Consider the following 25,855-nt stretch of genomic DNA (forward strand, 5'->3'; position numbering starts at 1 on the left):
AATTGAGGAGATTACATGGAGCAACAAGAAAACATAAATAGAAAGTTGCTGTTAATTGGTTTAATAATCGCGATGCTATTTGCTGCATTAGATGGAACAATCGTTGGTACAGCAATGCCGCGTATCGTCGGTGAACTAGGCGGATTAAGCTTAATGACGTGGTTAACAACAGCTTATATGTTAACATCAACGACAGTTGTACCAATTGCAGGTAAATTAGCGGATTTACTTGGTCGTCGTAACGTATATATAACAGGGCTAGTTATCTTTATGGTTGGTTCTGCGTTATGTGGTATGGCAAATGGTATGACAGAATTAATTATTTTCCGTGGTATTCAAGGTCTTGGTGGCGGTATTATGATGCCAATGGCTATGATTATTATCGGAGATATGTTCACGGGAAAAGAACGTGCAAAATGGCAAGGTGTTTTTGGTGCGTTATACGGTCTTGCTTCTGTAATTGGACCACAAGTTGGTGGTTGGATTGTAGACGCAGTGAACTGGAGATGGGTATTCTACATTAACTTACCAGTTGGTATTTTAGCAACAATCTTTATTGCAATGGGATTAAAATCACATAAACAAACAGGACCAATTAAAATTGATATTGCTGGAATATTTACGATGATTCTCGGTGTTGTAAGTTTATTACTTGCATTAACGTTTGGCGGGAAAGATTATCCATGGGATTCTTGGCAAATTATCGGGTTATTTGCATTAGCTTTAATTGGTATCGTTAGCTTTGTTATCGTTGAAACGAAAGCAGAAGAACCGATTTTACCGATGCATTTCTTTAAAAATCGTACATTTACATTATTAAATGCGATTGGATTCTTTATGAGTATCGGAATGTTCGGTGCGATTATGTTCGTACCATTCTTTATGCAAGGAATTGTAGGAGTAAGTGCTGCTGAATCAGGAACAATTATGACGCCAATGATGATTACAATGATTGTGATGAGTATTATCGGTGGGCAACTTGTATTAAAAGTTGGTGTAAAACCACAAATTATTACAGGAATGCTTATAATGGCTGGAGGATTCTGGTTATTAACAACGATGGATATGCACACAACTAAATTAACTGCAACGTCTTATATGATGGTTATCGGTTTAGGCATGGGTCTTGTAATGCCAACATTAACATTAGCGTTACAAGAAAGCTTCCCGAAAAAAGACCTTGGTGTCGTAACATCATCAAGTCAGTTCTTCCGTCAAATCGGTGGAACATTTGGTATTACAATTTTAGGGTCAATTATGAATAACACTTCAGGTACAACATTAACAAAGAATTTAGTACCTGTATTAGATACGTTCCCGAAAGAAGCGGGACAAATGGTAACGAAATTTAAAGATATGATTCATACAGACCCACAAGGTTTATATTCGATGTTATTTAGTCCAGAGGCATTAAAACAAATGCCAGAAGCTTTTGCTAACAGCATTGTACCGATCTTGAAAAACTCTTTAGTAGACTCACTTCATACTGTATTCTTAACAGGATTAGTATTTATCGTAGTAGGCGCTGTCTTTACGATTTTCTTACAGAAGATTAAACTGTCAGATCGTAAAAAAGATGCTGAAGAGCCAGCTACAGAGGAAAAAGAACAAACTGTATCCTATTCGTAATGAAAAAGCATCGCCTTATGGCGGTGCTTTTTTGAGTATAACCTTAAAAGCTTTTTCGTGAGAAATGATTGACGTATTTCGAGAAATACGTTATATTATTTTCTGTAAACGGTTACATGAAATGGAGAGGGAAGAGAATGAGTACGATTAAAGACGTTGCAAAATTAGCGGGAGTATCTGTTGCGACCGTTTCCAGAGTATTAAATAAAAATGGATATGTTCATGAAGATACATTAAAAAAAGTAGAACGAGCAATTGAGATGCTAGATTATAAACCTAGCACAGTAGCGCGTTCACTGTATAATAAAAAATCTCGTTTAATTGGTTTAGTTGTTCCAAATATCGTGAATCCATTCTTTCCAGAAGTTGCACGTGCCGTAGAAGATGTAGCTCATAAGCAAGGATACACAGTTGTACTTTGTAACTCTGATGAAAATTTAGAGAAAGAAAAGCAATATATTGATGTACTTAGGCAAAATAATGTGGATGGATTTATTGTAGCAACAAATCCACAAAATAGTGTGAATTACATGAATTTATCAGTACCAGTCGTTGCAATTGACCGTATGTTTAATGAGCGTATACCTGCTGTGTATGCAGATAACTATGCGGGAAGTCAGGCAGCGACAAAGTTATTAATAGATAAAGGCTGTAAACATATTGCGCATATTCGCGGACCGCGTGACGTAAGCACGGCTAATGAACGTTTTGAAGGCTTTGTAGATGTAATTACGCAAAATAATCTTTCTTATATGATTGCAGAGAGTACATTTGATCCAGCTAATAGTGAGCGTGTAGCGGTGGAATTATTAGAAGAGTACCCACATATAGATGGAATTGTTGCCGGGAATGATTTAATTGCAATAGGTATTGTAAAGGCTGCACTTCAAAAGGGGATTTCTATTCCGGATGATTTACAAATCATCGGATTCGATGGAATTTCTTTAACAGAGATGATGTATCCATCTATTACAACTGTTGCACAGCCAATTTATGAAATGGGGAAAATTGCAACAGAGCTGTTATTAGAGCAGATGGAAGGAAACGTATTAGAAGAGAAACACTATCGTTTACCGATTGAAATTATAGAACGAAATACAACGAAGTAAGGAGATGAAACAGATGCCAAATATTGCAGTAGTAGGTAGTATTTCAATGGACTTAGTAGCCGTTTCAAAAAAACGTCCGAAAGCAGGGGAAACAGTAATTGGTGAAGCATTTCATACAATTCCAGGAGGGAAAGGAGCCAACCAAGCGGTTGCTGCAGCTAGATTAGGCGCAAATGTAGCGATGGTTGGTGCGGTAGGAGACGATAATTATGGAAGTGTAGTTAAGAAAAATTTAGAGAACGAACGTGTTTTTATCGACTATGTGGTACCGGTTACAGATACAGCGACAGGAATTGCTCATATCGTTTTAGCAGAAGAGGATAACAGTATTGTTGTCGTGCAAGGGGCGAATGCTCTTGTAAATGAGTCGATTGTAGATCGTTCAAAAGATCTTCTTATAAAAGCAGATATGATTGTTCTTCAACTAGAGATTCCACTTGAAACAGTAAAATATGTATTGGCTATTTGTGAGGAACACAAAATCCCGGTTATGTTAAATCCAGCGCCAGCACAAGTATTATCAGAAGATATTTTAGAAAAGGCAACTTATATTACGCCAAATGAACATGAGTGCCGCATCGTATTAGATGATTTCACATCACCAATTGAAGAGTTACTGGCTAAATATCCAAATAAACTATTGATGACAGAAGGTTCTAATGGTGTGCGTTTCCATAATGGTACGGAGATTGTACATGTTCCTAGCATTGCTGTCGATGTAGTAGATACGACTGGAGCTGGTGATACATTTAATGGCGCATTAGCAGTTGCGCTTTCTGAAGGAGAAACACTTCAAAAAGCAATTCGTTTTGCAAATATTGCTGGTGGTCTTTCTGTAACGAAACTTGGGGCACAAGGTGGTATGCCAACGAGAGATAGAGTACGTGAAGTGCAGGTGATTGTTGGATGAAAAAGCATGGTGTATTAAACAGTGAGATTGCAGCAGTCCTTGCTTCACTTGGGCATACAGATACAATTGTAATTGCAGACTGTGGGTTACCGATTCCTGACGGGGTAAAACGAATTGATTTAGCTGTTGAGATTGGAAAACCTAGCTTTTTAGATGTATTGCAAGTGGTAGCTGATGATATGGCAATTGAAAAGGTGACGTTAGCAGAAGAAGTCATTAACAAGAATGCGGAAGTAAATAAAGAGATTGAGCTGAAATTAATAGAACCAGCGTTTGAATATGTATCTCATGAACAATTTAAAGAGCATACAAAGAAAGCAAAAGCCATTATTCGTACAGGAGAGGCTACTCCTTATGCCAATGTAATTTTACATGCAGGCGTGATTTTTTAATAAAGGGAAGTGATGAGAATGCATATTGAAATGAAAAACATTTCAAAGGCGTTCAATGGCAATTCTGTTTTGAAGAATGCACAGTTTATGATTGAAACAGGAGAAGTCCATGCATTGATGGGGGAAAATGGAGCGGGTAAATCAACGCTCATGAAGATTTTAACAGGTGTATATAAAAAAGATGGTGGAACGATCACGATCGATGGGCAAGAACGAACTTTTAAAAATGCAAAAGAAGCTGAAGAATACGGTATTGCATTTATACATCAAGAATTGAACATATTATCGAATTTAACAGTAGCTGAAAATATGTTTCTCGGTAAAGAGTTAATGTATGGGAAGACAGGTATTTTACGTACGCGTCAAATGAACGCGATTGCGCAGCAGCAACTAGCGGAGTTAGGATTACACGTAAAAGGTGCTATGTTAGCAGGAGAGTTATCTGTTGGACAACAGCAGATTATTGAAATTGCGAAAGCGTTAATGACAAACGCGAGCGTTATTATTATGGACGAACCTACAGCTGCATTAACAGATCGTGAAATTGAAACGTTGTTTACTGTCATTAATAAATTACGTAAAGAAGGCGTTTCGTTCGTTTATATCTCACACCGAATGGAAGAAATTTTTTCAATATGTGATGCCATTACAATTTTACGTGATGGGGAATACGTAGGAAAGAGATTAATTCCAGAAACATCGTTTGATGAAGTAGTGAGTATGATGGTGGGACGCAGCATTGGTGATCGTTACCCAGAACGAAATAGTCAAATTGGCGATGTTATTTTTGAAATGCGTAACGGAACGAAAAAAGGGAAGTTTGAAAATGTTTCGTTTCAAGTTAGAAAAGGTGAAATCCTTGGTGTTGCTGGCTTGATGGGAGCCGGCCGCACGGATATTATGAAAGCGATATTTGGATACGAGCCTTTAGATTCTGGCCAAATTTTTATAAATGGACAAGAAGTAAAGATTGACAGTCCGATAGATGCGATTAGACAAAGAATAGCATTCATTACAGAGGATAGAAAATCTGAAGGGTTAGTGTTAGATTTCTCAATTCGAGAAAATTTAGCCTTACCGAATTTAGAAAGTCTTTCAAAGGGAAGTGTCTTAAGTAACGGACTAGAACAACAGTTTACAGCGGACATGATGAAACTTCTTAATGTGAAAGCAGCTAGTGGAGAGCAAACAGTGAAATCTCTTTCTGGTGGAAATCAGCAAAAGGTAGTTATTGCAAAATGGTTAGGTATCCACCCGCAGCTACTCATTTTAGATGAGCCAACAAGGGGTGTTGATGTTGGAGCGAAAAAAGAAATTTACTCTATTATGAATAAGCTTACCGAGCAAGGAGATGCCGTTATTATGGTATCATCTGAGCTTCCAGAAGTTTTAGGGATGAGTGATCGCGTTCTTGTTATTCATGAAGGAAAAGTCGGCGGCATTTTAGAGAAAGTTGAGGCATCACAAGAGTCTATTATGGCACTAGCTACAGGGGGAGAGTAAGGATGGCTAAGAAGGGGAATGTATTACAACAACTTGGGTCTTTAATTGGACTAGTATTAATTATTGTAGTAATTACAGCTTTAAATCCAGCATTTATTGAAATTCCAAATTTATTTAATATACTGCGTCAAGTATCGATTAATGCGCTTATTGCATTCGGAATGACCTTTGTAATTTTAACAGGGGGTATTGACTTATCGGTAGGTTCTATTTTAGCATTATCAAGTGCACTTGTTGCTGGAATGATGGCAAGTGGCATGGACCCGTTTCTTGCAATGGCAGTTGGATTATTGGCTGGTCTTGTAATGGGAATTGTAAACGGTATCATCATAGCGAAGGGAAAAGTAGCTCCATTTATTGCGACTTTAGCAACAATGACTATTTTTCGTGGGTTGACGCTTGTTTATATGGACGGACGTCCGATCACTGGTCTTGGTGATCATTTAATGTTCCAAATGTTTGGCCGCGGTTATTTTCTCGGTATTCCGGTACCAGCTGTTACAATGATGATTGCTTTCGCAGTACTGTACTTCATTTTGAAGAAAACGACATTTGGTCGCCGTACATTTGCAATTGGTGGAAATGAAGAAGCAGCAGCATTATCAGGTATTAATGTTACGAGAATTAAAGTAATGATTTACGGTCTTTCCGGAATTTTGGCAGCGCTTGCAGGTATTGTCTTAACATCACGACTAGATTCTGCACAGCCAACTGCAGGTACTTCTTACGAATTAGATGCAATCGCAGCAGTTGTATTAGGTGGAACAAGTCTTTCTGGAGGAAGAGGATGGATTGTTGGCACATTCATCGGTGTGCTTATTATCGGTGTACTAAATAACGGTTTAAATTTATTAGGCGTATCTTCTTTCTTCCAACAAGTTGTAAAAGGACTTGTAATCTTACTAGCTGTATTAATTGATCGTCGAAAAGAAGCGTAATGGAGGGACAGTTCATGAAGAAATGGTTACTTATACTCGTTGCATGTATTATGGTCATTACTGCTGGTTGTTCGATGGAACCACCAGAATGGGCAAAGGATTCTAGCGATAAAGGTCGAAATAAAACTATTAAAGTTGGATTCTCTGTTTCAACTTTAAACAATCCATTTTTTGTGACTTTGAAAAAAGGAGCAGAAAAGAAAGCGAAAGAAAGCGGCATTGAATTGATTGCTGTTGATGCACAAAATGATGCAGCAAAGCAAACGAATGATGTTGAAGATTTAATTCAAAAAGGTGTCGATGTAGTTGTTATTAATCCAACCGATTCAGATGCTGTTGCCTCAGCAGTAAGTGCGGCAAATGCAGCGAATGTCCCTGTTATTACAGTAGACCGCGTTGCAAATTCAGGTAAAGTTGTTTCTCACATTGCCTCTAATAACATTGAAGGTGGTCAAATGGCTAGTGATTACATTCGTGAATTAGTCGGCGAGGGAGCAAACGTTGCTGAATTAGAAGGAATCCCTGGCTCTTCTGCTGCTCGTGAGCGCGGGAAAGGATTCCATAACGTAGCTGATAAGTCTTTAAAAGTAGTTGCCAAACAAGCAGCTGATTTTGATAGAGCAAAAGGATTATCTGTTATGGAAAACATTTTGCAAGCAAATGGTGATATTAAAGCGGTGTTTGCGCATAACGATGAGATGGCATTAGGGGCACTTGAAGCATTGAAGTCTGCTGGAAAAACGGATGTAGTCGTTGTTGGGTTTGATGCAACAGAAGATGCTGTAAAAGCGGTTAAAGATGGGCGTATGGCTGCAACAGTTGCTCAAAAACCGGAATTAATCGGGGAGAAGGCGATGCAAACAGCAAAAGAAATCACACAAGGTAAAAAAGTGGACAAATCTATTCCGATTGAATTAGAGCTTATTAAGAAAAACAAATAAATATAAATTGAAAATTAGGAAGGAAGAATAACAAATGAAATTCTTTATTGATACAGCAAACATTAACGAAATTAAAGAGGCAAATGCATTAGGCGTAGTAGCTGGAGTAACGACAAACCCATCACTTGTAGCAAAAGAAGGCGTAGATTTCCATGAGCGTATTCGTGAAATTTGCAGCTTTATAGAAGGACCTGTAAGCGCAGAAGTAATTAGCTTAGAAGCTGATAAAATGATTGAAGAAGGAAAAGAATTAGCGAAGATTGCTCCAAACGTTGTTGTAAAAGTACCAATGACAACAGAAGGTTTAAAAGCAGTAAAAGCATTCTCAGATTTAGGGATTCGTACAAACGTTACATTAGTATTCTCAGCAGTTCAAGCATTACTTGCAGCTCGTGCTGGTGCAACATATGTATCACCATTCTTAGGTCGCTTAGATGATATCGGTCATAACGGTATGGACTTAATCCGCCAAATCGCAGAAATCTTTGCAATTCACGGAATCGAAACAGAAATCATCGCAGCATCTGTACGTCACAGCGTTCACGTAACTGATGCAGCATTAAATGGTGCACATATTGCAACAATCCCAGCAAACGTAATTGCTTCATTAGTGAAGCACCCATTAACAGATCAAGGAATTGAGAAATTCTTAGCTGATTGGGAAAAAACACAAGAGAAATAATAGAAAATCAAGAATCCTAGTTTAATTGACTAGGATTCTTTTTTTGTATTTAAAAGAATTTTCATGCAATTTTGCATATTGTCTTTTAAATTTGTTATATAAACTATTTAATATATACAAATCACTCTTTATTTTTCATATTTTGATATAAAGTGAAACTTTAATTAGTGGGGGGCTTTGTTCATTCCCCCACTAATTATTAGTTGAACCAATCGGGCTTTTACGGGCAGTTATCTCACACCTAACTTCCTCGCATTCACCGAATTTTGAGGTGGGAGTCTTACTGCCCGTTAAAGCGGGATAAACAGATAGAGGGTCTGACCAGAAAACTGGAGGGCATGATTCTATAACAGAAAGTTTAACGTTTATAGAATTATGCCTTTTTATATAGGGAGGTAGTAAACAGGGATTTCGACAAAAATGCAACTATTTATCTGAATTTTAAGTTTTATAAAAGGAGAGAAATGGAATGAGAAGAAAAGCGCCATTTAAAGTGTTATCGTCATTAGCAATTGCGGCAATTATCGGATGCACATCTGTAATGAGTGCTCCATTAGCATACGCAGAAACGCCAGCAAAAGAGAAAGACAATGTATCTACAACACCAATTGATTACAATTTAATTCAAGAAGATCGTTTAGCGGAAGCGTTGAAAGAAAGAGGAACAATCAATCCAGCATCGTCTAAAGAAGAAACGAAAAAAGCCGTAGAAAAGTACATTGAAAAGAAACAAGGGGATCAGGCAAATAAAGAAATTCTTCCAGCTGATACTGCTAAAGAGGCATCTGATTTCGTGAAAAAAGTAAAAGAGAAAAAAATGGAAGAAAAGGAAAAAGTAAAGAAACCTGAAAGAAATGTTAGTCCTGAGCAAAAGCCAGAACCAAATAAAAAGCAATTGAATGGACAAGTCCCAACTTCTAAAGCGAAGCAAGCACCGTATAAGGGACCTGTTCGAAATGATAAAGTATTAGTATTACTCGTTGAATTTAGTGATTATAAACATAATAATATTGATCAAACGCCAGGGTATATGTATTCGAATGACTTTAGTAGAGAGCATTATCAAAAAATGTTATTTGGTAATGAGCCGTACACATTATTTGATGGTTCAAAAGTAAAAACGTTTAAACAATATTATGAAGAGCAGTCTGGCGGTAGTTATACGACTGATGGATATGTAACAGAATGGCTAACAGTCCCAGGAAAAGCGTCTGACTACGGTGCTGATGGTAGCAGTGGTCATGATAACAAAGGTCCAAAAGGCGCACGTGATTTAGTGAAAGAAGCTTTACATGCAGCTGCTGAGAAAGGTTTAGATTTATCTCAATTTGATCAGTTTGATAGATATGATACAAATAGTGATGGAAATCAAAATGAACCTGACGGTGTAATTGATCATTTAATGGTAATCCATGCTGGTGTTGGTCAAGAAGCTGGTGGCGGTAAATTAGGTGATGATGCAATTTGGTCACATCGTTCAAAATTAGCAATAGATCCAGTAGCGATTGAAGGCACAAAATCAGAGGTAGATTACTTTGGTGGAAAAGTAGCAGCACATGATTACACAATTGAACCAGAAGATGGAGCAGTAGGTGTATTTGCGCATGAATTTGGACATGACCTTGGCTTACCAGATGAATATGACACGAAATATACTGGAACTGGTTCACCTGTCGAAGCTTGGTCACTAATGAGTGGAGGTAGTTGGACAGGGAAAATTGCAGGAACAGAGCCAACTAGTTTCTCACCACAAAATAAAGATTTCTTACAAAAGAATATGGGTGGCAACTGGGCAAAAATTTTAGAAGTAGATTACGATAAAATTAAGCGCGGTGTAGGAGTTCCTACATATATTGATCAAAGTGTTACGAAATCTAATCGTCCAGGCGTTGTACGTGTTAACTTACCAGGTAAAAGTGTTGAAACGATTAAACCAGAGTTTGGAAAGCATGCATATTATAGTACAAGAGGCGATGATATGCATACAACATTAGAAACACCGTTCTTGGATTTAACGAAAGGAACAAATGCAAAATTCGATTATAAAGCAAATTATGAGTTAGAAGCAGAGTGCGATTTTGTTGAAGTGCATGCAGTAACAGAAGATGGAACGAAAACATTAATTGATAGACTTGGAGAAAAAGTAGTCCAAGGAGATAAAGATACAACAGACGGAAAATGGATTGATAAATCATATGATTTAAGTCAATTTAAAGGGAAAAAAGTGAAACTGCAATTCGATTATATTACAGATCCAGCTGTAACATATAAAGGTTTCGCGATGGATAATGTAAATGTAACTGTTGATGGACAAGTAGTATTTTCTGATGACACAGAAGGAACATCTAAAATGCAGTTAAATGGATTCGTTGTTTCTGATGGGACAGAGAAAAAAGCTCATTATTACTACTTAGAGTGGAGAAACTATGCGGGATCAGATAATGGATTAAAAGCAGGAAAAGGTCCAGTGTATAATACAGGTCTTGTCGTTTGGTATGCAGATGATAGCTTTAAAGATAACTGGGTTGGGGTGCATCCAGGTGAAGGCTTCCTTGGGGTTGTAGACTCTCATGCAGAAGCGTTTGTTGGTAATTTAAATGGGAAACCAGCGTACGGTAATACAGGTATGCAAATTGCGGACGCTGCATTTTCGTTTGATCAAACACCAGCATGGAGTGTAAATTCATTAACACGTGGACAGTTTAACTATTCTGGATTACAAGGTGTTACAACTTTTGATGATTCAAAAGTATATAGTAACAAACAAATTGCAGACGCAGGAAGAAAAGTTCCGAACCTCGGACTTAAATTCCAAGTTGTTGGACAAGCAGAGGATAAATCAGCAGGCGCTGTTTGGATTAAACGTTAATAACAGAAAAGCACATTCTTCATATGAAGAATGTGCTTTTGAATTTGTACAGTAAGTTATTATTTTAGCTTATGTAATACAAGTGTCTGTTCATATGTAGTGTATCAAATTCTGTAGGGAAAGGAAATATTTCCGAGGAAATTGTCGAAGTATCGTTGGTATTGATACACTTTTTTTGTAAAAGAAGAAATGTAGTATTGCCTTTACAGTTTAATTTATTTACATTGTTACTTGACTATACACAAAAGTAATATATTCGGAAATAAAAGAGCGCTATTCGATAGTGCTCTTTTTTATGAATAGAAAGGAGTGAGTTAAATGAAAGAAGTAATTGAATGTCCACAGTGTGAAGGGAATATTACTGCGCAACATATTATGGATCTCCCGCATCCTTTTTCATTCAGGTGTCCACACTGTAAAGTGAGGATAAAAGAAATGAGGATCACACCGTGCTTAATATTAGCAGCAATTTGTATAATCCCACTGTTTATTATAATTGGAGAGAGTATTAAGGAATTACTAGTAAAATATTTTTCTATTATAGACGATGTGCCAACTGTACTTATTTTCTTCTTATTTTGTTATCCACTGTATTATCTCTATGAAAAATATAATGCCATATTGTTTATTAAATACGGCTTATTGAAAGTTAAAAGTTGAATAGGAGTTTATCATTAAAAAAAGACAATGATGGAATTAACCCATCATTGTCTTTTTTACTTTGCTTCTTACGTAAATCATTCCGGCAAATGTTAATAAGAATGCAGTTCCAATAACGAAGCTGACGCTAGGTGATGCCCCGATTGCTCCGACTGTAAAGGATCCAGCAACAACGCCTAATGAGAAGAAAGCATAAAACAATCCGAATGCTTTTCCACGCTTATCATCTGTCGTATTTTCAACAAGTAATGCATTTATTGATGGGAAAAGGATAGCGAATCCAATGCCATAAACCATCATAACGATAAAGAGCATACCTTTTGTTGCGAATAATCCAAGTAAAGATAATGCTAATGCCATTACTGCAATACCAATTAGCATTAGTTTTGAACGATTAAATCGATCGTAAATACGATTTGTTGGCAGTAAGAAGAAGAGGATAGCGGTAATGCCGAATACACTTAACATCATGCCTGTTGTAGATGCTTTAAGTGCTAATGCCTCAACTTTCACTGGTAACATATAAGTGACAATTCCTTGTGAAAACATTAGTGTGAAAGCACCAATATATGCCTGTAATAACGGTTCTGATTTTAATAGTTCAAACATATCTTCTTTGTTCATCATTTGTGTTCTTGAAGTATCTTTTCTTGATACGTTATTTGGTAAGAAGAAGAGAGATACGATTGTACCAAGAACCATTAAAATAGAAATGGTAATGAACACCCACTCTATACCAGCAGTTGCTTTCATAATCCCGCTGAAAGCAGGTCCTACAATTGCCGCTGTTCCAACAGCAGCACCAGATAGAGCCATTGCCTTACCTTGTCTTGCTGCATTTGTTTGTTTTGATAAAAACGTAAAGGCAGCAGGAATTAAAAATCCATCACTAAAGCCATGCATAAAGCGCACAACTAATAGTTGTTCACCACTTTGAAGAACGGTGTATAACAAGACTATGAAACTCGTAAGCCCCATGCTTATATAAAGTATTTTTTTTGCACCAAATTTATCGACGGCAGCGCCAGCAATAATATTACCGATCATATTTGCGAATGAGTACATGCCGACAACTAGCCCAATAATAAGAGGGGATCCTCCAAGACTTTGAGCGAACGTACTCATAATAGGTAATTGTGAAAATGTATCTAGAAACGCTACGATAACAATAAAGTAAATAAAATATTTCAAGCGATATTCACCTCTCCTATGCTATTATGGCATAATGCTAATTTCAACCGCAATGAAATTAGCATTAACAGATGTGGAAAAAAGTACAAAGTGACAAAATGTTGAACATTATTTGTTAAAATTTAGTGGAAATGAGATTGTTTTTTTGAAATATATGGATTAAAGTATTATAATAGATTTGTAAACTTCACCAGGTTAAGTATATACGTAGAGAGGGATGTATAAGATGAAAGCACTACTTTGGCATAATCAACGTGATGTACGAGTAGAAGAAGTACCAGAACCAACTGTAAAACCAGGAGCAGTGAAAATCAAAGTTAAATGGTGTGGTATCTGTGGGACAGACTTGCATGAATATTTAGCAGGACCTATTTTTATTCCAACAGAAGAGCATCCATTAACACATGTAAAAGCACCGGTTATTTTAGGTCATGAGTTTAGCGGTGAGGTAGTTGAAATCGGTGAAGGCGTTACATCTCATAAAGTGGGAGACCGCGTCGTTGTAGAACCAATTTATTCTTGTGGTAAATGTGAAGCTTGTAAACATGGACATTACAATGTTTGTGAACAACTTGTTTTCCACGGTCTTGGTGGAGAAGGCGGCGGTTTCTCTGAATATACAGTAGTACCAGAAGATATGGTTCACCATATTCCAGATGAAATGACGTATGAACAAGGTGCACTTGTAGAACCAGCAGCTGTAGCAGTTCATGCAGTACGTCAAAGTAAATTAAAAGAAGGGGAAGCTGTAGCGGTATTTGGTTGTGGTCCAATTGGACTTCTTGTTATCCAAGCAGCTAAAGCAGCAGGAGCAACTCCTGTTATTGCAGTTGAACTTTCTAAAGAACGTCAAGAGTTAGCAAAATTAGCAGGTGCGGATTACGTATTAAATCCAGCGACTCAAGATGTATTAGCTGAAATTCGCAACTTAACAAATGGTTTAGGTGTAAATGTGAGCTTTGAAGTAACAGGTGTTGAAGTTGTACTTCGCCAAGCAATCGAAAGCACAAGTTTCGAAGGTCAAACTGTAATTGTTAGTGTGTGGGAAAAAGATGCGACAATTACTCCAAACAACCTTGTATTAAAAGAAAAAGAAGTTATAGGTATTCTTGGATACCGTCATATTTTCCCAGCTGTTATTAAATTAATTAGCTCTGGCCAAATTCAAGCTGAGAAATTAATTACGAAAAAAATCACAGTGGATCAAGTTGTTGAAGAAGGATTTGAAGCACTTGTAAAAGATAAAACACAAGTAAAAATTCTTGTTTCACCTAAATAATAGAGAATAGTAAAAAGTAGCTCTTTTCTAGAAATAGAAGAGGGCTACTTTTTTTCTATACAGAAAGGTGATAGACTTTCCTGTAACTAAAGGTATTTTGTTTGGAAGGGGAAGTCTAATGCTTTCATTTATGTTGACATTGAAACGGATGCTAAAAGCTTGTTTACGAGCGTGGAAAGATAAAGAATTTCAAGTATTATTCGTATTAACAATTTTGACATTAATATCTGGTACAATCTTTTATAGTACAGTGGAGGGGTTACGTCCTCTTGATGCTTTATATTTTAGCGTTGTGACGCTGACTACTGTCGGTGATGGGCAATTTAGTCCTCAAACTGACTTCGGAAAGATATTTACGATATTATACATATTTATAGGGATCGGATTAGTGTTTGGATTTATACATAAGTTGGCAGTTAACGTACAACTGCCAAGTATACTATCGAAGAGAAAAAAAGAGTAAAGCATGTGGATGCTTTACTCTTTTTTACATTAGTTTAGACAAGTATTTGCAGAAGCTTAACAATACTTTATTACAATATAAGTGCAGTCATTCATTATATTCACTATGTATAAAGTTATAATGATATGAAAATTTGCATATTTTAATTTAGTAATAGATATTTCGTGAAAGGTGGGATATTCTAGTCATAGGTTAACCGGACGACATCATAGGATCCTAACAAAAAGTTTACAATAATTCAATTATAAAATGGAGGATTTCAGATGAAAAAGAAAGTACTTGCTTTAGCAGCAGCTATTACATTAGTAGCCCCTTTACAAAGCGTTGCATTTGCTCATGAAAATGATGGGGGAAGTAAAATAAAAATAGTTCACCGTTGGTCTGCTGAAGATAAACATAAAGAAGGTGTAAACTCTCATTTATGGATTGTAAACCGTGCCATTGATATTATGTCTCGCAATACAACACTTGTAAAACAAGATCGAGTTGCACAAGTAAATGAATGGCGTACGGAATTAGAAAATGGTATTTATGCTGCTGACTATGAAAATCCTTATTATGATAATAGCACATTTGCTTCACATTTCTATGATCCAGACAATGGAAAAACATATATTCCATTTGCAAAGCAGGCAAAAGAAACTGGAGCTAAATATTTTAAATTAGCTGGTGAATCATATAAAAATAAAGATATGAAACAAGCATTCTTCTATTTAGGATTATCTCTTCATTATTTAGGAGATGTAAACCAACCGATGCATGCGGCAAACTTTACAAATCTTTCGTACCCACAAGGATTCCATTCTAAATATGAAAACTTTGTAGATACGATAAAAGATAATTATAAAGTAACGGATGGAAATGGATATTGGAACTGGAAGGGTACAAATCCAGAAGATTGGATTCATGGAGCGGCAGTAGCAGCAAAACAAGATTACGCTGGAATTGTAAATGATAATACGAAAGATTGGTTCGTAAAAGCAGCTGTATCACAAGAATATGCAGATAAATGGCGTGCTGAAGTTACACCAATGACAGGTAAGCGATTAATGGATGCACAACGTGTTACTGCTGGATACATTCAGCTTTGGTTTGATACGTACGGAGATCGTTAAGTATTTAAAAAAGGTCAAATCTCATAATAGAGTATTTGGCCTTTTTATCACTATACACATGGAGGTATGAAACGTGAAAGGTAATTTGCTAAAAGGTGTACTTAGCTTTGGAATTGGTTTAGGAGTTTTATACGGAGGATTTTCAGCTCAAGCAGACACATCTACAAATCAAAATAGTACTTTAAAAGTGATGACACATAATGTGTATATGTTATCAACAAATTTATATCCGAACTGGGGGCAAAGCCAGCGTGCTGATTTAATCGGGGCAGCGGATTATATTAAAAATCAGGATGTTGTTATATTAAATGAAGTGTTTGATAATAGCGCTTCAGATCGTCTTTTAGGAAATTTGAAGAAAGAATACCCAAATCAAACAGCTGTATTAGGTCGTAGTAACGGAAACGAATGGGATAAAACGTTAGGTAGCTATTCATCTTCAACTCCTGAAGACGGGGGCGTTGCAATCGTGAGCAAATGGCCAATCATTGAAAAGGTTCAATATGTATTTGCAAACGGATGCGGACCAGATAATTTATCAAATAAAGGATTTGTATACACGAAAATTAAGAAAAATGATCGTTTCGTTCATGTGATTGGGACGCATTTGCAGGCTGAAGATAGTATGTGCGGAAAAACTTCACCTGCATCTGTACGTACAAACCAGTTAAAAGAAATTCAAGATTTTATTAAAAATAAGAATATACCAAATGACGAGTATGTCCTATTTGGTGGTGATATGAACGTAAATAAAATAAATGCAGAGAAAAATAGTGACTCAGAGTACGCATCAATGTTTAAAACATTACATGCTTCAATTCCATCTTATACGGGACATACAGCAACTTGGGATGCGACGACAAACAGTGTTGCGAAATACAATTATCCAGATGCACCTGCTGAACATTTAGATTATATTATTGCAAGTAAAGACCATGCGAATCCATCTTATATAGAGAATAAGGTGTTGCAGCCGAAATCTCCAGAATGGACTGTTACATCATGGTTCCAAAAATATACGTATAATGATTATTCTGATCATTATCCAGTAGAGGCGACTATTTCTATGAAGTAGTCCTAAAAAAGTTTCTTCTTAAATAGGAAGAAACTTTTTTATTTTGAAAGAGGAAATTTAAACTTTCTTTCCAATATGTATAAGACATATAGAGAAGAGGGGAGAAAAAATGTGGATCGAGGGATTTTTAAAGAAGTTCCATTACCGTGTGCATTTTTGGATGAAGTGGCTTTAGATAGAAATATTCAATCGATTATAGAACTAAGTGGGAATAAAAAGATTCGTATCGCGAGTAAATCGTTACGTTCTGTTTCGGTTATGAAAAAGATTTTAGCTGCAAATGATCGATTTCAAGGTATTATGTGTTTTTCACCTAGGGAAGCTTTGTTTTTACTTGAACAAGGATTCAATGACTTATTGCTCGGGTATCCTGCTTATGATGAAAGAGCGTTACATGAAATAAGTTTGTTAACAAAGCAAGGGCTCATTATAACTTGTATGGTGGATTGTGAAGATCATATTGTTTATTTAGAAAAAATTGCTGAGAAGTCTAAAGGGTGTTTTCGTGTTTGTTTGGATATTGATATGAGTAGTTGTTTTTTAAAGTTTCATTTTGGAGTCAAAAGATCACCGGTAAAAGATGGGCAAGGTGCTTTGAAAATAGTAAAAAGGGTGAAAGAATCATCATTTTTAATACTAGATGGTGTAATGGGATATGAAGCCCAAATTGCTGGGGTAGGAGATCACATACCGAATCAACGAGTGAAAAGTAAAGTAATTTCGTATTTGAAGAAGAAATCGGTGTTAGAGGTTAAAGAGAGAAGGGGACATATCGTAAAAGAAATACAAAATCTAGGCATTGAACTAAGGTTTGTAAATGGGGGAGGCACAGGAAGTATAAAAACAACCGAGAAAGATAATTCAGTTTCAGAGATTACGATAGGTTCTGCTTTTTACGCTCCGAAACTGTTTGATTATTATAAAGAGGTCAAATTTCATCCAGCTGTCGGATTTGCTTTACCAGTTGTGCGTAAACCAGCTCCAACTATTTACACTTGTCTAGGTGGTGGATATATTGCCTCAGGCGCAATTGGGAAAGATAAAGAACCTGAGGTTTGGAGGCCTGATGGTGCAAAATTAGTAGCTTTAGAAGGTGCTGGCGAGGTACAAACACCAATTTTTTATAACGGCGAGGAACGAGTAGAGATAGGAGATTCTATCTTGTTTCGCCATAGTAAAGCTGGAGAGTTATGTGAGCGCTTTCCTTTTTTATATCGTGTGAAAGAAGGAGAGATTGTTGGGGAGTATTCAACATATCGGGGGGATGGCCAATGCTTTCTATAAAGGGACAGAAATGGAGAAATTGGACAGGGAATGTAGAAGGAACGCCGCATTATACGATGTATCCAGAAAGTGTACAAGATGTGGTAGAGGTTGTAGGACTTGCGCGAAAAAAAGGGAAGAAAATTCGTGTTGTCGGTTCAGGGCACTCTTTTACACCTCTCGTGCAAACGGAAGAAATTTTAGTTTCTTTAGATGAATTGAAGGGCATTGTGAGTATTGATGCGGAGAAGATGGTTGCCGAAGTATGGGCAGGAACAAAGCTATATGACCTAGGGAAGTTACTTGAAGAAAAAGGTTATGCACAAGAAAATTTAGGGGATATTGATTCACAATCTATTGCAGGAGCGATTAGTACGGGAACTCATGGGACGGGTGTTACCTTTGGGAGTTTATCAACACAAGTTATAGAGATTACCGCAGTTTTATCTACAGGTGAGAGTATAGTTTGTTCAGAAACGGAGAATGTGGAATATTGGAGAGCTTTTCAGTTGTCGCTTGGGATGCTAGGTATCATTGTAAAAATAAAGTTGAAAGTTATCCCAGCGTATTCGCTCGTCTATGAAAGTGAAAAACAGTCATTATCTACTGTAATGAACAAGCTAGAAGAATATAAGAAGAATCGTCATTTTGAATTTTTCGTTTTTCCTTATTCAGATGAAGTGCAAGTGAAGTTTACCAATGAAACGATGAGTAAAGAAAGTGATTTGAAATGGCATAAATTAAAGGTGGAGTTACTAGAAAATAGGATGTTCTCTTTGTTATCTAAAGGATGTAAATGGTTTCCTTCTATAAGTAAGGGAGTAAGTCGATTATCAGCTAAAGCTGTACCAAACACAAAAATAATAGGTCCGAGCTATGAAGTGTTTTCTACATCACGTACGGTACCATTTTATGAAATGGAATATAGTGTTCCGTCAAAGTATATGAGAACTGTTGTAGAAGAAATTTCAAAGCTTATTGAAAAGAAAAAGTATAAGGTGCACTTCCCAATCGAATGCCGCTATGTGAAAGGTGATGATATATGGCTCAGTCCAGCATACGGTAGAGATTCAGCCTATATCGCTGTTCATATGTATAAAGGTATGAAATATGCTGCTTATTTTGGTGAGGTGGAGAAAATTTTTCTAAAGTACGAGGGACGCCCACATTGGGGGAAAATGCATACGTTAACTTACGAAAAATTACAAAATATATATCCAGAATTACACTCGTTTCTAAAGGTGAGGAAGTTATTAGATGAAACTGGAATGTTTTTAAACCCTTATACAGAAAAATTATTTACGCCTATGAAAAAAAGCTGACAAAGTATTACTTGTCAGCTTTTTTTAGTGTAATTGCATTTCTTGTTTGACTGATATGCTCGTAAAATAGTAACTTATCACGACTAAATACATGTAATAAAACATGAATAATAAATATGCCGTTAATTACGAATTGGAATAATACTATAACTAGTAATACTAAAGGCTCTGTAAGATTTAAGATAGAACTACTAGAAAGAATATAATTGATTCCACCTAAAATGAAATAGAATATACCATAACGGATGAATAGTTCCTTCATCGTAATACGATCTGACTTTCCTTTCACGTAAATACGAAGCAATGCTTTACCAATTGTTTTTCCATTCGTAAAGTATGGAATGATAATAAAGTAAATAAAGATCGAACACGTTATGAAAATGAGTTCGTATATGTTCGTGTAAGATTGAATATTAGAAACAAAGAAAGAATTTCCTTTGTTTTTAATGACAGGTACAACGATAGATAAGAAAATCCAATCAATTTGCATCGCGATAAAGCGACGAACGAATCCGACTGGTTTCGTTTCCAAATCAATATGACTATCTAACTCGTTTGCTTTCGGAAGGAAGTACGTAAATATTGGTGCAATGATAAAGCCAATTACGCCGCCTAATGTATTTAAAAACAGATCGTCTATATCAAATAAGCGGTATGCACAATTGTATATACCGTATAGTCCAGTCAATTGTGTTAGCTCGAAAAAGAGTGAAAGACAAAAAGAAATACAAATTGTTTGTAGGAAACTACGGCGGAAATAATAACGTAAGTAAATACCGAATGGAACGGTTAATAGAACGTTAAATGCTACTTGTAAAAATGCAGATTCTTTTAATAGGTAGAAATAAGTAGCTGGTTTCGTTAAAATTGCCGAGGTATGATTACTAATTTCTTGTATGAAATAAAATGGTGATAGTTGCATGTGCTGCGTATTAGCCGGTTGTAGGCTACAAGTATCATATGTTTGTGGCAACGGCAAAATCACAAGAAAATAGGCATTTAATAAATAAAGTAATAATGAGTATAAAATAAATGAACGCCATTTATTTAAATAACCATACTTTCGATAATTAAAAATTAAGAAAGGGATTAATAGAAACATTGCTAAAAAAGGAAATAAAATAAATGCTGTTTTTACTGGAAATAAATATGCAGTCAAAATGAAGCTCCTTTCAATGAAAATTCGTTTACCATTATAACGTTAAAAGAACCTTAAAACAAAATTAAAATATTTTGAAATAGAAAAAATTATAAATTTTAATGGAATTAAGTTATACTAAATTTAATATAAGGATATTATGATTATGATAAGTTGAGAGAGGGTACAAGATATGCGATATGAGCTTTTTTCTGTAAGTGGGAATCATATTACAACTTTTGAAAGTGCTTGGCGTTTTCAAGAGGGAGAACAGATTTTTGTTCATGATGATCAAACAAAACGAAATTTTATTATTATCCGCCTAACGCATGATGTATTTCAACAAAATAAACATGTTATTCGTTTGTATTGTCAAGAAAAGAAAGTATACGCATAAAAAAGCGAGTCATTCTAGTTTAATAGAATGACTCGCTTTTCGTTTTGTAAGTTTCACTTTATAAGAAAATAAGAGTAAGTACACCTACGATAATGCAATAGAAAGAGAAATATTTTAAATTTCCTTTTGCCATAATGTTCATAAACCATTTTAACGAAATATACGCCATGATAAATGTTGCGATAAATGCAACGACATATGGTACGAATAATGTGTTTAGATTTGGATCTTTTGCAATGTCTGTAATACTTAGTAATAAACCACCTAAGCTAACAGGGATATATAGTAAGAAGGAGAAACGAAGGGCTGTTTCTTGTTTCATACCAAGTAACATCGCTGCTACGATTGTTGCACCTGATCGGCTAATCCGACGATAATTGCATCTTTCATAGAAAGGTCACCATCATTTTTACGTCCACGCAAGTTTCTAATAATCCAAAGGCCGACAGCAGTAATGAGAAGGGAAATCCCAACCATCTTCACACCTTTTAAGTACTGATCGATGTAATCTTTAAATAAAACACCAATAACACCTGCTGGAATGGTCGCAATAACAAGGTAAATAATAAAGAAGAAATCTGATTTTGCGTCTTCTGCTCTTGTAAATATATAAGATAGACCATTCTTCGTTAGACGAATTAAATCATTTCTATAAATAAGTAATACAGCTAATAATGAAGCTGAATTAACAAGTAGTTCGAAGCTAAACCCTTCTATTTTTAGTCCTAGCAAATGCTGTGCTAAAACGAGGTGACCGCTTGAAGAAATCGGAATTGGCTCTGTTAGTCCTTGGAACAGACCAAGAATTAAATATTTTAAAATGTAATAAAATTGTTCCATAATAACGTCCTTGTTTATTAGTCGAAAGAAACAACTTGTCCATTATAACAAAGATACGGATGAATATTGAGAAGAAATAAATATTCGAAAAATAATAAAACCCCCTTATAGCGCTATAAGGGGGTTTTTATTATTAATGAGAAGCCGCTGTTTCTTGAAGACCTTTAGTCAATTGAACATCGACTTTTTCGGCATCATGAATATGGTTCATAATAGTAGTATTTAATTTTTGGAACATTTGTTGTGTATTAGCGAATTCTCGTAATATATCATCATTACAAGATTTTTGGTTTTCGATAGCTTTAATAACATTTGTAGCACCATTTTGTAACGTTTGAATCATAATTAAAATATTTTCAATTCTAGCGTTTGTATCGGCACTCATTTCTACACCTTCATCGACTAAATGTAAATTATCTTTTGTGTTATCGTATGCTTTTTCAATTTCTTCTTGAATTTTTTTCGTTAAGTTGCCGATGTTTTTTGTACTTTCCGCTGTACTTTCCGCTAGTTTTCTTACTTCATTGGCAACGACAGCGAATCCTTTACCATGCTCTCCAGCACGCGCAGCTTCAATACTCGCATTTAAAGCAAGTAAATTTGTTTGTGCTGCAATGTTTTGAATGACTTCTACAATTTGCTCGATTTCTTTTGAGCGTTCACTTAAATGATTCATACTATTAGACGTACGTTGAGATTGTTCACCTAATTTGTTAATTACAATAAGTAAACGGTGAACAGATTCTTTTCCTTCATTAGAACAGTCAATAATTTCTTCAATAGATTGAATTAAGCTTTGCTCTTTTTGTAACATTTCGTTATTCAATTCATTGGAATGTGTAGTACGGGTTGAAACATTTTCGAAACATGAGTTTAATTGTTGAACTAAATTTTGAAGTGTATGGTGTTGATTATTTACAAGTTTATGCTCTTGAACAACGCTTTGTACACGATCGTGGATAGAAGAAATAATCTCTTGTTTTTCAATATCTTTTTGTTTTAATTCTGTTTCTAGTTCCTGTATACGATTTTCTAATTGATCAATTTTATGTTGGAGTGATTTCTTTTGAGTAAACATATATTTATTTCAACCGCCTTTAGAAGTTATATTTTCTCTATATTTGGATTTTAGCATCTTTTATAATTTTTAAATATAGGAATTGTTAAATATTTAAGAATCTATTACATTTTATGCATAATTCCCTTTTTTTCGTCATGAAAAATAAACTGTATTTAATGGTATTGTAAACAAACTGTAAAATAAATCATGTATAACTGTATAAGAAGGGAGTCGGATTATGAACTATTTTAAGCGAATCAGTAGTCTAGTATTAGCAGGCATTATCGGTCTTTCTAGTACAGTCGCTGTAAAAGCAGAGTCAAACGACGAGAAACTTAACAACATGCAACAGCAATTGCAGCAAAATGATGCAGATATGCAAAAGAAAGAGCAAGAGAAGCAAGCTGTTAGTAAAGAAATTCAAGGTATCGAAAACGAACTACATAATTTAAATAATACAATTGCAAAAAATAAAGAGGATCAAGCTGCTATTCAACGTAAAATTGATGAAACACATAAGCAGATTGAGCAAAAAAAGAATGAAATTGTCGTTTTAGAAGATAAGGTCCTTGCTCGTAAGGATATTATGAGAAAACGTATGGTTTCTGTTCAAAACAGTTCAAATACAAGTTTAGTAGTAGAAGTTGTAGTAGAGTCAAAAAACTTTGCAGATTTCTTACAACGTATGAACGCAGTTTCTACCATTCTAGAAGCTGATAAAGAAATTTTACGTCTACAAGAACAAGATCTTCGTCAAATTGAAGAAGATAAGAAAACAATTGATGAAAAAGAAGCATCTTTAGTAGTAGACAAACAAAAATTAGCAAAAGCACAAGCTGAGTTGCAAGATAACTTGAAAAAGCGTCAAGATAACTTACAAACAGTTCAAGCTAAATATAATGCGGTTGCAAGCCAACTTAATTTAGCAGCAGAAGAAAAAGCTAAAATCGAATCAAATATGAAAGCAGTTCAAGAAACAATTGCTCGTGAGCAAGAAGCAGCAAGAATTGCAGCAGAAGAGCGTGCAAAAGCAGAGGCAGCTGCAAAGGCTGAGCAAGAAGCTTTAGCTAAGGCACAGGCAGATGTTGCTGAAAAGCAAAAGCAAAAGCAAGAACAAGAACAAGAACAAGCTAGTAAGCCAGCTCAATCTAAAAATAATAATTCAAATGTAGAACCTGCACAACCTTCTAAGCCAACTGCTGGCGGAAAAGAACTTTATGTACATGCAACAGCGTATACAGCAGACCCAGCTGAAAATGGTTATGGACCAGGTCAACAAGTATATTCTGCATGGGGAGGCTATAATTTAACTGCAAACCCAGGAATGAAATTAATTGCGGTAGATCCATCTGTTATTCCATTAGGTTCTCGCGTATATGTTGAAGGATACGGAGAAGCAATTGCAGCAGATACTGGTGGCGCGATTAAAGGTCATAAAATTGATGTTTTAATGCCAGATAAAGCTTCTTCTAGTAAGTGGGGCAGAAAAAATGTTAAGCTTACAATTTTAAACTAACACGTAATCCAACTTTACAATACGTAAAGTTGGATTTTTTTATAAAAATAATGTTAAGTTGAGTTTACATTTTGTTAAGTAAAGCATACAATGAAATTGAGAGGTGGTAAAATTGACCATTTTAAATAGAGTGAAGGAGTTAAGAGCTCGCTTTAATTTTTCGCAAAGTGTATTAGCAGAAAAAGTGGGAGTAACGAGACAAACAATTGCTGCAATTGAAAAAGGGGATTATGTTCCTTCCTTGTTATTAGCACTTACAATTTGCGATGTATTTCAGTTGAAAATGGAAGATGTGTTTGTTTTAAATAAGGAGGGGAAAGAGGATGAATAGACTTGTATTTTCCTATATGTTAAATGTACTTTTAATGGTATTAGCAGGTTGGGCATTTATTGAGTTGTATTATTTTACTATTGAAGTTGCTAATTTTATTCAAACAGAGAGAGTACCATTCGAAGTTTCATTGAGTTTAATGCCGCTAGCATTACTTTTAATATTTGGTATTGTATCGACTGTTCTTTATAAAATTCAAAAGAAAAAATATAAAGAGCTCTCGTATTGGATGTTTCCGCTATTATTTCCTCAAGAAGATGAGCGAGAAAAGGCAATTACAGAAAAGGCTTGTCGTACTACATTTATGTCACTATGGTTCGTGTTGCCTTGTGCGGTTGGTTTTTTAACTCTTTCCCCAATTGTTAATCTATATGTTCCTGCATATCCGATATATATTGTGTTTAGTATCTTCTTTATTCAGATGACGATTTTTCACGTGTCCTTATATCGAAATAAAATTGCTTAAAAAGAAACCTTCTTGCACATGCAAGAAGGTTTCTTTCAGCTTACACTTGTACATATAGCAATATTATTTTATCATTTTATATAGAGTAAGATTTTGTAAGGGAAAGGAATTGTATATGAATAAGCAAAGAATTTATAGTATAGTAGCAATCCTTCTATTTGTTGTAGGTGGTGTTTTAATTGGAAAGCCATTTTATGATGGATATCAGGCAGAGAAGAAACAGACAGCGAATGTGCAAGCTGTTCAAAAGATGAATTATGAAAAGCATGAGACGGAATTTGTAGATGCTTCCAAAATTGATCAACCAGATTTAGCTGAAGTAGCGAATGCATCATTAGATAAAAAGCAGGTAATTGGTCGTATTTCGATTCCAAGTGTTTCCATAGAACTTCCTGTTTTAAAATCTTCTACTGAGAAAAACCTATTGTCAGGTGCAGCAACAGTAAAAGAAAATCAAGTAATGGGAAAAGGGAATTATGCATTAGCAGGACATAACATGTCTAAAAAAGGTGTTTTGTTTAGTGATGTAGCATCTTTGAAAAAAGGCGATAAAATTTATTTGTATGATAATGAAAACGAATATGAGTATGCGGTTACTGGTGTATCTGAAGTAACTCCTGATAAATGGGAAGTTGTCGAGGATCACGGAAAAGATGAGATAACGCTTATTACATGTGTATCTGTGAAAGATAATTCTAAACGTTATGTTGTTGCTGGTGATTTAGTAGGATCGAAGGCGAAGAAATAAAAAAGATGAGGGAAATCC

General features: G+C 35.5%; 23 protein-coding genes and 2 pseudogenes. 21 read left to right on the top strand and 4 right to left on the bottom strand.

Translation table 11 applies throughout. The features are described 5' to 3' along the window. The first annotated feature begins 15 nt into the window (after positions 1 to 15). The 10 genes from ACYVEC_RS04905 (at position 16) to ACYVEC_RS04950 (ending at position 11,633) form a co-directional block, all read left to right on the top strand. Complete coding sequence (locus tag ACYVEC_RS04905) at positions 16 to 1,629, top strand: MDR family MFS transporter (RefSeq protein WP_098556467.1); 1,614 nt, start codon at positions 16 to 18, stop codon at positions 1,627 to 1,629. A gap of 137 nt (positions 1,630 to 1,766) precedes the next feature. Beyond that, positions 1,767 to 2,738 (top strand): ribose operon transcriptional repressor RbsR, encoded by a 972-nt coding sequence (gene rbsR / locus ACYVEC_RS04910; protein WP_098556469.1) that lies wholly within the window; start codon positions 1,767 to 1,769, stop codon positions 2,736 to 2,738. A gap of 13 nt (positions 2,739 to 2,751) precedes the next feature. Then, a complete protein-coding gene (rbsK, locus tag ACYVEC_RS04915; protein ID WP_098556482.1) occupies positions 2,752 to 3,648 on the top strand; it encodes a ribokinase in 897 nt (298 codons plus the stop codon). Continuing rightward, on the top strand, positions 3,645 to 4,040 hold the full coding sequence (gene rbsD, locus ACYVEC_RS04920; RefSeq protein ID WP_063225119.1) for a D-ribose pyranase: 396 nt from the start codon (positions 3,645 to 3,647) through the stop codon (positions 4,038 to 4,040). Before rbsK ends, rbsD begins: the two co-directional genes overlap by 4 nt. An 18-nt stretch (positions 4,041 to 4,058) precedes the next feature. Further along, positions 4,059 to 5,543 (top strand): ribose ABC transporter ATP-binding protein RbsA, encoded by a 1,485-nt coding sequence (gene rbsA, locus ACYVEC_RS04925; RefSeq protein ID WP_063225118.1) that lies wholly within the window; start codon positions 4,059 to 4,061, stop codon positions 5,541 to 5,543. A gap of 2 nt (positions 5,544 to 5,545) precedes the next feature. Further along, on the top strand, positions 5,546 to 6,481 hold the full coding sequence (locus tag ACYVEC_RS04930; RefSeq protein WP_001074641.1) for an ABC transporter permease subunit: 936 nt from the start codon (positions 5,546 to 5,548) through the stop codon (positions 6,479 to 6,481). A gap of 14 nt (positions 6,482 to 6,495) precedes the next feature. Next, positions 6,496 to 7,422 carry a ribose ABC transporter substrate-binding protein RbsB gene (gene rbsB / locus ACYVEC_RS04935; protein ID WP_060629555.1) on the top strand — a complete coding sequence of 309 codons (927 nt, stop codon included), beginning with the start codon at positions 6,496 to 6,498 and terminating at the stop codon, positions 7,420 to 7,422. Between the two features lie 34 nt (positions 7,423 to 7,456). Then, entirely contained in the window at positions 7,457 to 8,104 is a 648-nt protein-coding gene (fsa, locus tag ACYVEC_RS04940; RefSeq protein WP_000667666.1) for a fructose-6-phosphate aldolase, read from the top strand. Positions 8,105 to 8,573: 469 nt separating this feature from the next. Beyond that, a complete protein-coding gene (gene inhA2 / locus ACYVEC_RS04945) occupies positions 8,574 to 10,973 on the top strand; it encodes a M6 family metalloprotease immune inhibitor InhA2 (protein WP_460505799.1) in 2,400 nt (799 codons plus the stop codon). Positions 10,974 to 11,291: 318 nt separating this feature from the next. Continuing rightward, entirely contained in the window at positions 11,292 to 11,633 is a 342-nt protein-coding gene (locus tag ACYVEC_RS04950; protein WP_063225116.1) for a hypothetical protein, read from the top strand. Between the two features lie 36 nt (positions 11,634 to 11,669). Here the strand turns inward: ACYVEC_RS04950 and ACYVEC_RS04955 are convergent, their stop codons facing one another. Beyond that, entirely contained in the window at positions 11,670 to 12,824 is a 1,155-nt protein-coding gene (locus ACYVEC_RS04955) for an MFS transporter (RefSeq protein ID WP_063225115.1), read from the bottom strand. A gap of 226 nt (positions 12,825 to 13,050) precedes the next feature. On the opposite strand from ACYVEC_RS04955, the gene bdhA reads away from it, so the two are divergent. The 6 genes from bdhA (at position 13,051) to ACYVEC_RS04985 (ending at position 19,341) form a co-directional block, all read left to right on the top strand. Then, positions 13,051 to 14,103: a (R,R)-butanediol dehydrogenase gene (bdhA, locus tag ACYVEC_RS04960; protein ID WP_033691573.1), complete on the top strand. Its 1,053-nt coding sequence runs from the start codon at positions 13,051 to 13,053 to the stop codon at positions 14,101 to 14,103. A 118-nt stretch (positions 14,104 to 14,221) separates the two neighbouring features. Beyond that, entirely contained in the window at positions 14,222 to 14,566 is a 345-nt protein-coding gene (locus ACYVEC_RS04965) for a potassium channel family protein (RefSeq protein WP_063225114.1), read from the top strand. 263 nt (positions 14,567 to 14,829) lie between these two features. Then, entirely contained in the window at positions 14,830 to 15,681 is an 852-nt protein-coding gene (gene cerA, locus ACYVEC_RS04970) for a phospholipase CerA (RefSeq protein ID WP_063225113.1), read from the top strand. A 73-nt stretch (positions 15,682 to 15,754) separates the two neighbouring features. Beyond that, on the top strand, positions 15,755 to 16,756 hold the full coding sequence (gene sph, locus ACYVEC_RS04975; RefSeq protein ID WP_454015931.1) for a sphingomyelinase C: 1,002 nt from the start codon (positions 15,755 to 15,757) through the stop codon (positions 16,754 to 16,756). Between the two features lie 111 nt (positions 16,757 to 16,867). Next, entirely contained in the window at positions 16,868 to 18,040 is a 1,173-nt protein-coding gene (locus ACYVEC_RS04980) for an amino acid deaminase/aldolase (protein ID WP_063225111.1), read from the top strand. Beyond that, complete coding sequence (locus ACYVEC_RS04985; RefSeq protein ID WP_063225110.1) at positions 18,028 to 19,341, top strand: D-arabinono-1,4-lactone oxidase; 1,314 nt, start codon at positions 18,028 to 18,030, stop codon at positions 19,339 to 19,341. The genes ACYVEC_RS04980 and ACYVEC_RS04985 overlap by 13 nt, the downstream gene beginning before the upstream one ends. Positions 19,342 to 19,348: 7 nt before the next feature. Here the strand turns inward: ACYVEC_RS04985 and ACYVEC_RS04990 are convergent, their stop codons facing one another. After that, positions 19,349 to 20,500 carry a VanZ family protein gene (locus ACYVEC_RS04990; RefSeq protein WP_460505804.1) on the bottom strand — a complete coding sequence of 384 codons (1,152 nt, stop codon included), beginning with the start codon at positions 20,498 to 20,500 and terminating at the stop codon, positions 19,349 to 19,351. A 172-nt stretch (positions 20,501 to 20,672) separates the two neighbouring features. Here ACYVEC_RS04990 and ACYVEC_RS04995 point away from each other — a divergent pair, with 172 nt between their 5' ends. Then, positions 20,673 to 20,876, top strand: a complete 204-nt coding sequence (locus ACYVEC_RS04995; protein ID WP_001268339.1) for a hypothetical protein — start codon at positions 20,673 to 20,675, stop codon at positions 20,874 to 20,876. Positions 20,877 to 20,934: 58 nt separating this feature from the next. Here the strand turns inward: ACYVEC_RS04995 and ACYVEC_RS05000 are convergent. Together ACYVEC_RS05000 and ACYVEC_RS05005 are read right to left on the bottom strand one after the other, a co-directional pair. After that, positions 20,935 to 21,716: pseudogene (locus ACYVEC_RS05000) on the bottom strand (undecaprenyl-diphosphate phosphatase). A gap of 133 nt (positions 21,717 to 21,849) precedes the next feature. After that, positions 21,850 to 22,353 (bottom strand): annotated as a pseudogene (locus tag ACYVEC_RS05005) (methyl-accepting chemotaxis protein); the annotation flags it as partial. A gap of 661 nt (positions 22,354 to 23,014) precedes the next feature. Here ACYVEC_RS05005 and ACYVEC_RS05010 point away from each other — a divergent pair. The 4 genes from ACYVEC_RS05010 to ACYVEC_RS05025 all read left to right on the top strand — a co-directional run bounded on the left by ACYVEC_RS05010 (position 23,015) and on the right by ACYVEC_RS05025 (position 25,837). Further along, a complete protein-coding gene (locus tag ACYVEC_RS05010) occupies positions 23,015 to 24,292 on the top strand; it encodes a 3D domain-containing protein (RefSeq protein ID WP_460505807.1) in 1,278 nt (425 codons plus the stop codon). 112 nt (positions 24,293 to 24,404) lie between these two features. Continuing rightward, positions 24,405 to 24,623 carry a helix-turn-helix transcriptional regulator gene (locus ACYVEC_RS05015; RefSeq protein ID WP_000154014.1) on the top strand — a complete coding sequence of 73 codons (219 nt, stop codon included), beginning with the start codon at positions 24,405 to 24,407 and terminating at the stop codon, positions 24,621 to 24,623. Beyond that, positions 24,616 to 25,089 carry a DUF2178 domain-containing protein gene (locus ACYVEC_RS05020; protein ID WP_460505809.1) on the top strand — a complete coding sequence of 158 codons (474 nt, stop codon included), beginning with the start codon at positions 24,616 to 24,618 and terminating at the stop codon, positions 25,087 to 25,089. Before ACYVEC_RS05015 ends, ACYVEC_RS05020 begins: the two co-directional genes overlap by 8 nt. A gap of 115 nt (positions 25,090 to 25,204) precedes the next feature. Next, positions 25,205 to 25,837, top strand: coding sequence for a class A sortase (locus ACYVEC_RS05025; protein ID WP_460505811.1), 633 nt, complete (start codon positions 25,205 to 25,207; stop codon positions 25,835 to 25,837). Positions 25,838 to 25,855: the final 18 nt, after the last annotated feature.

The organism is Bacillus sp. MN7755 (assembly GCF_054771475.1).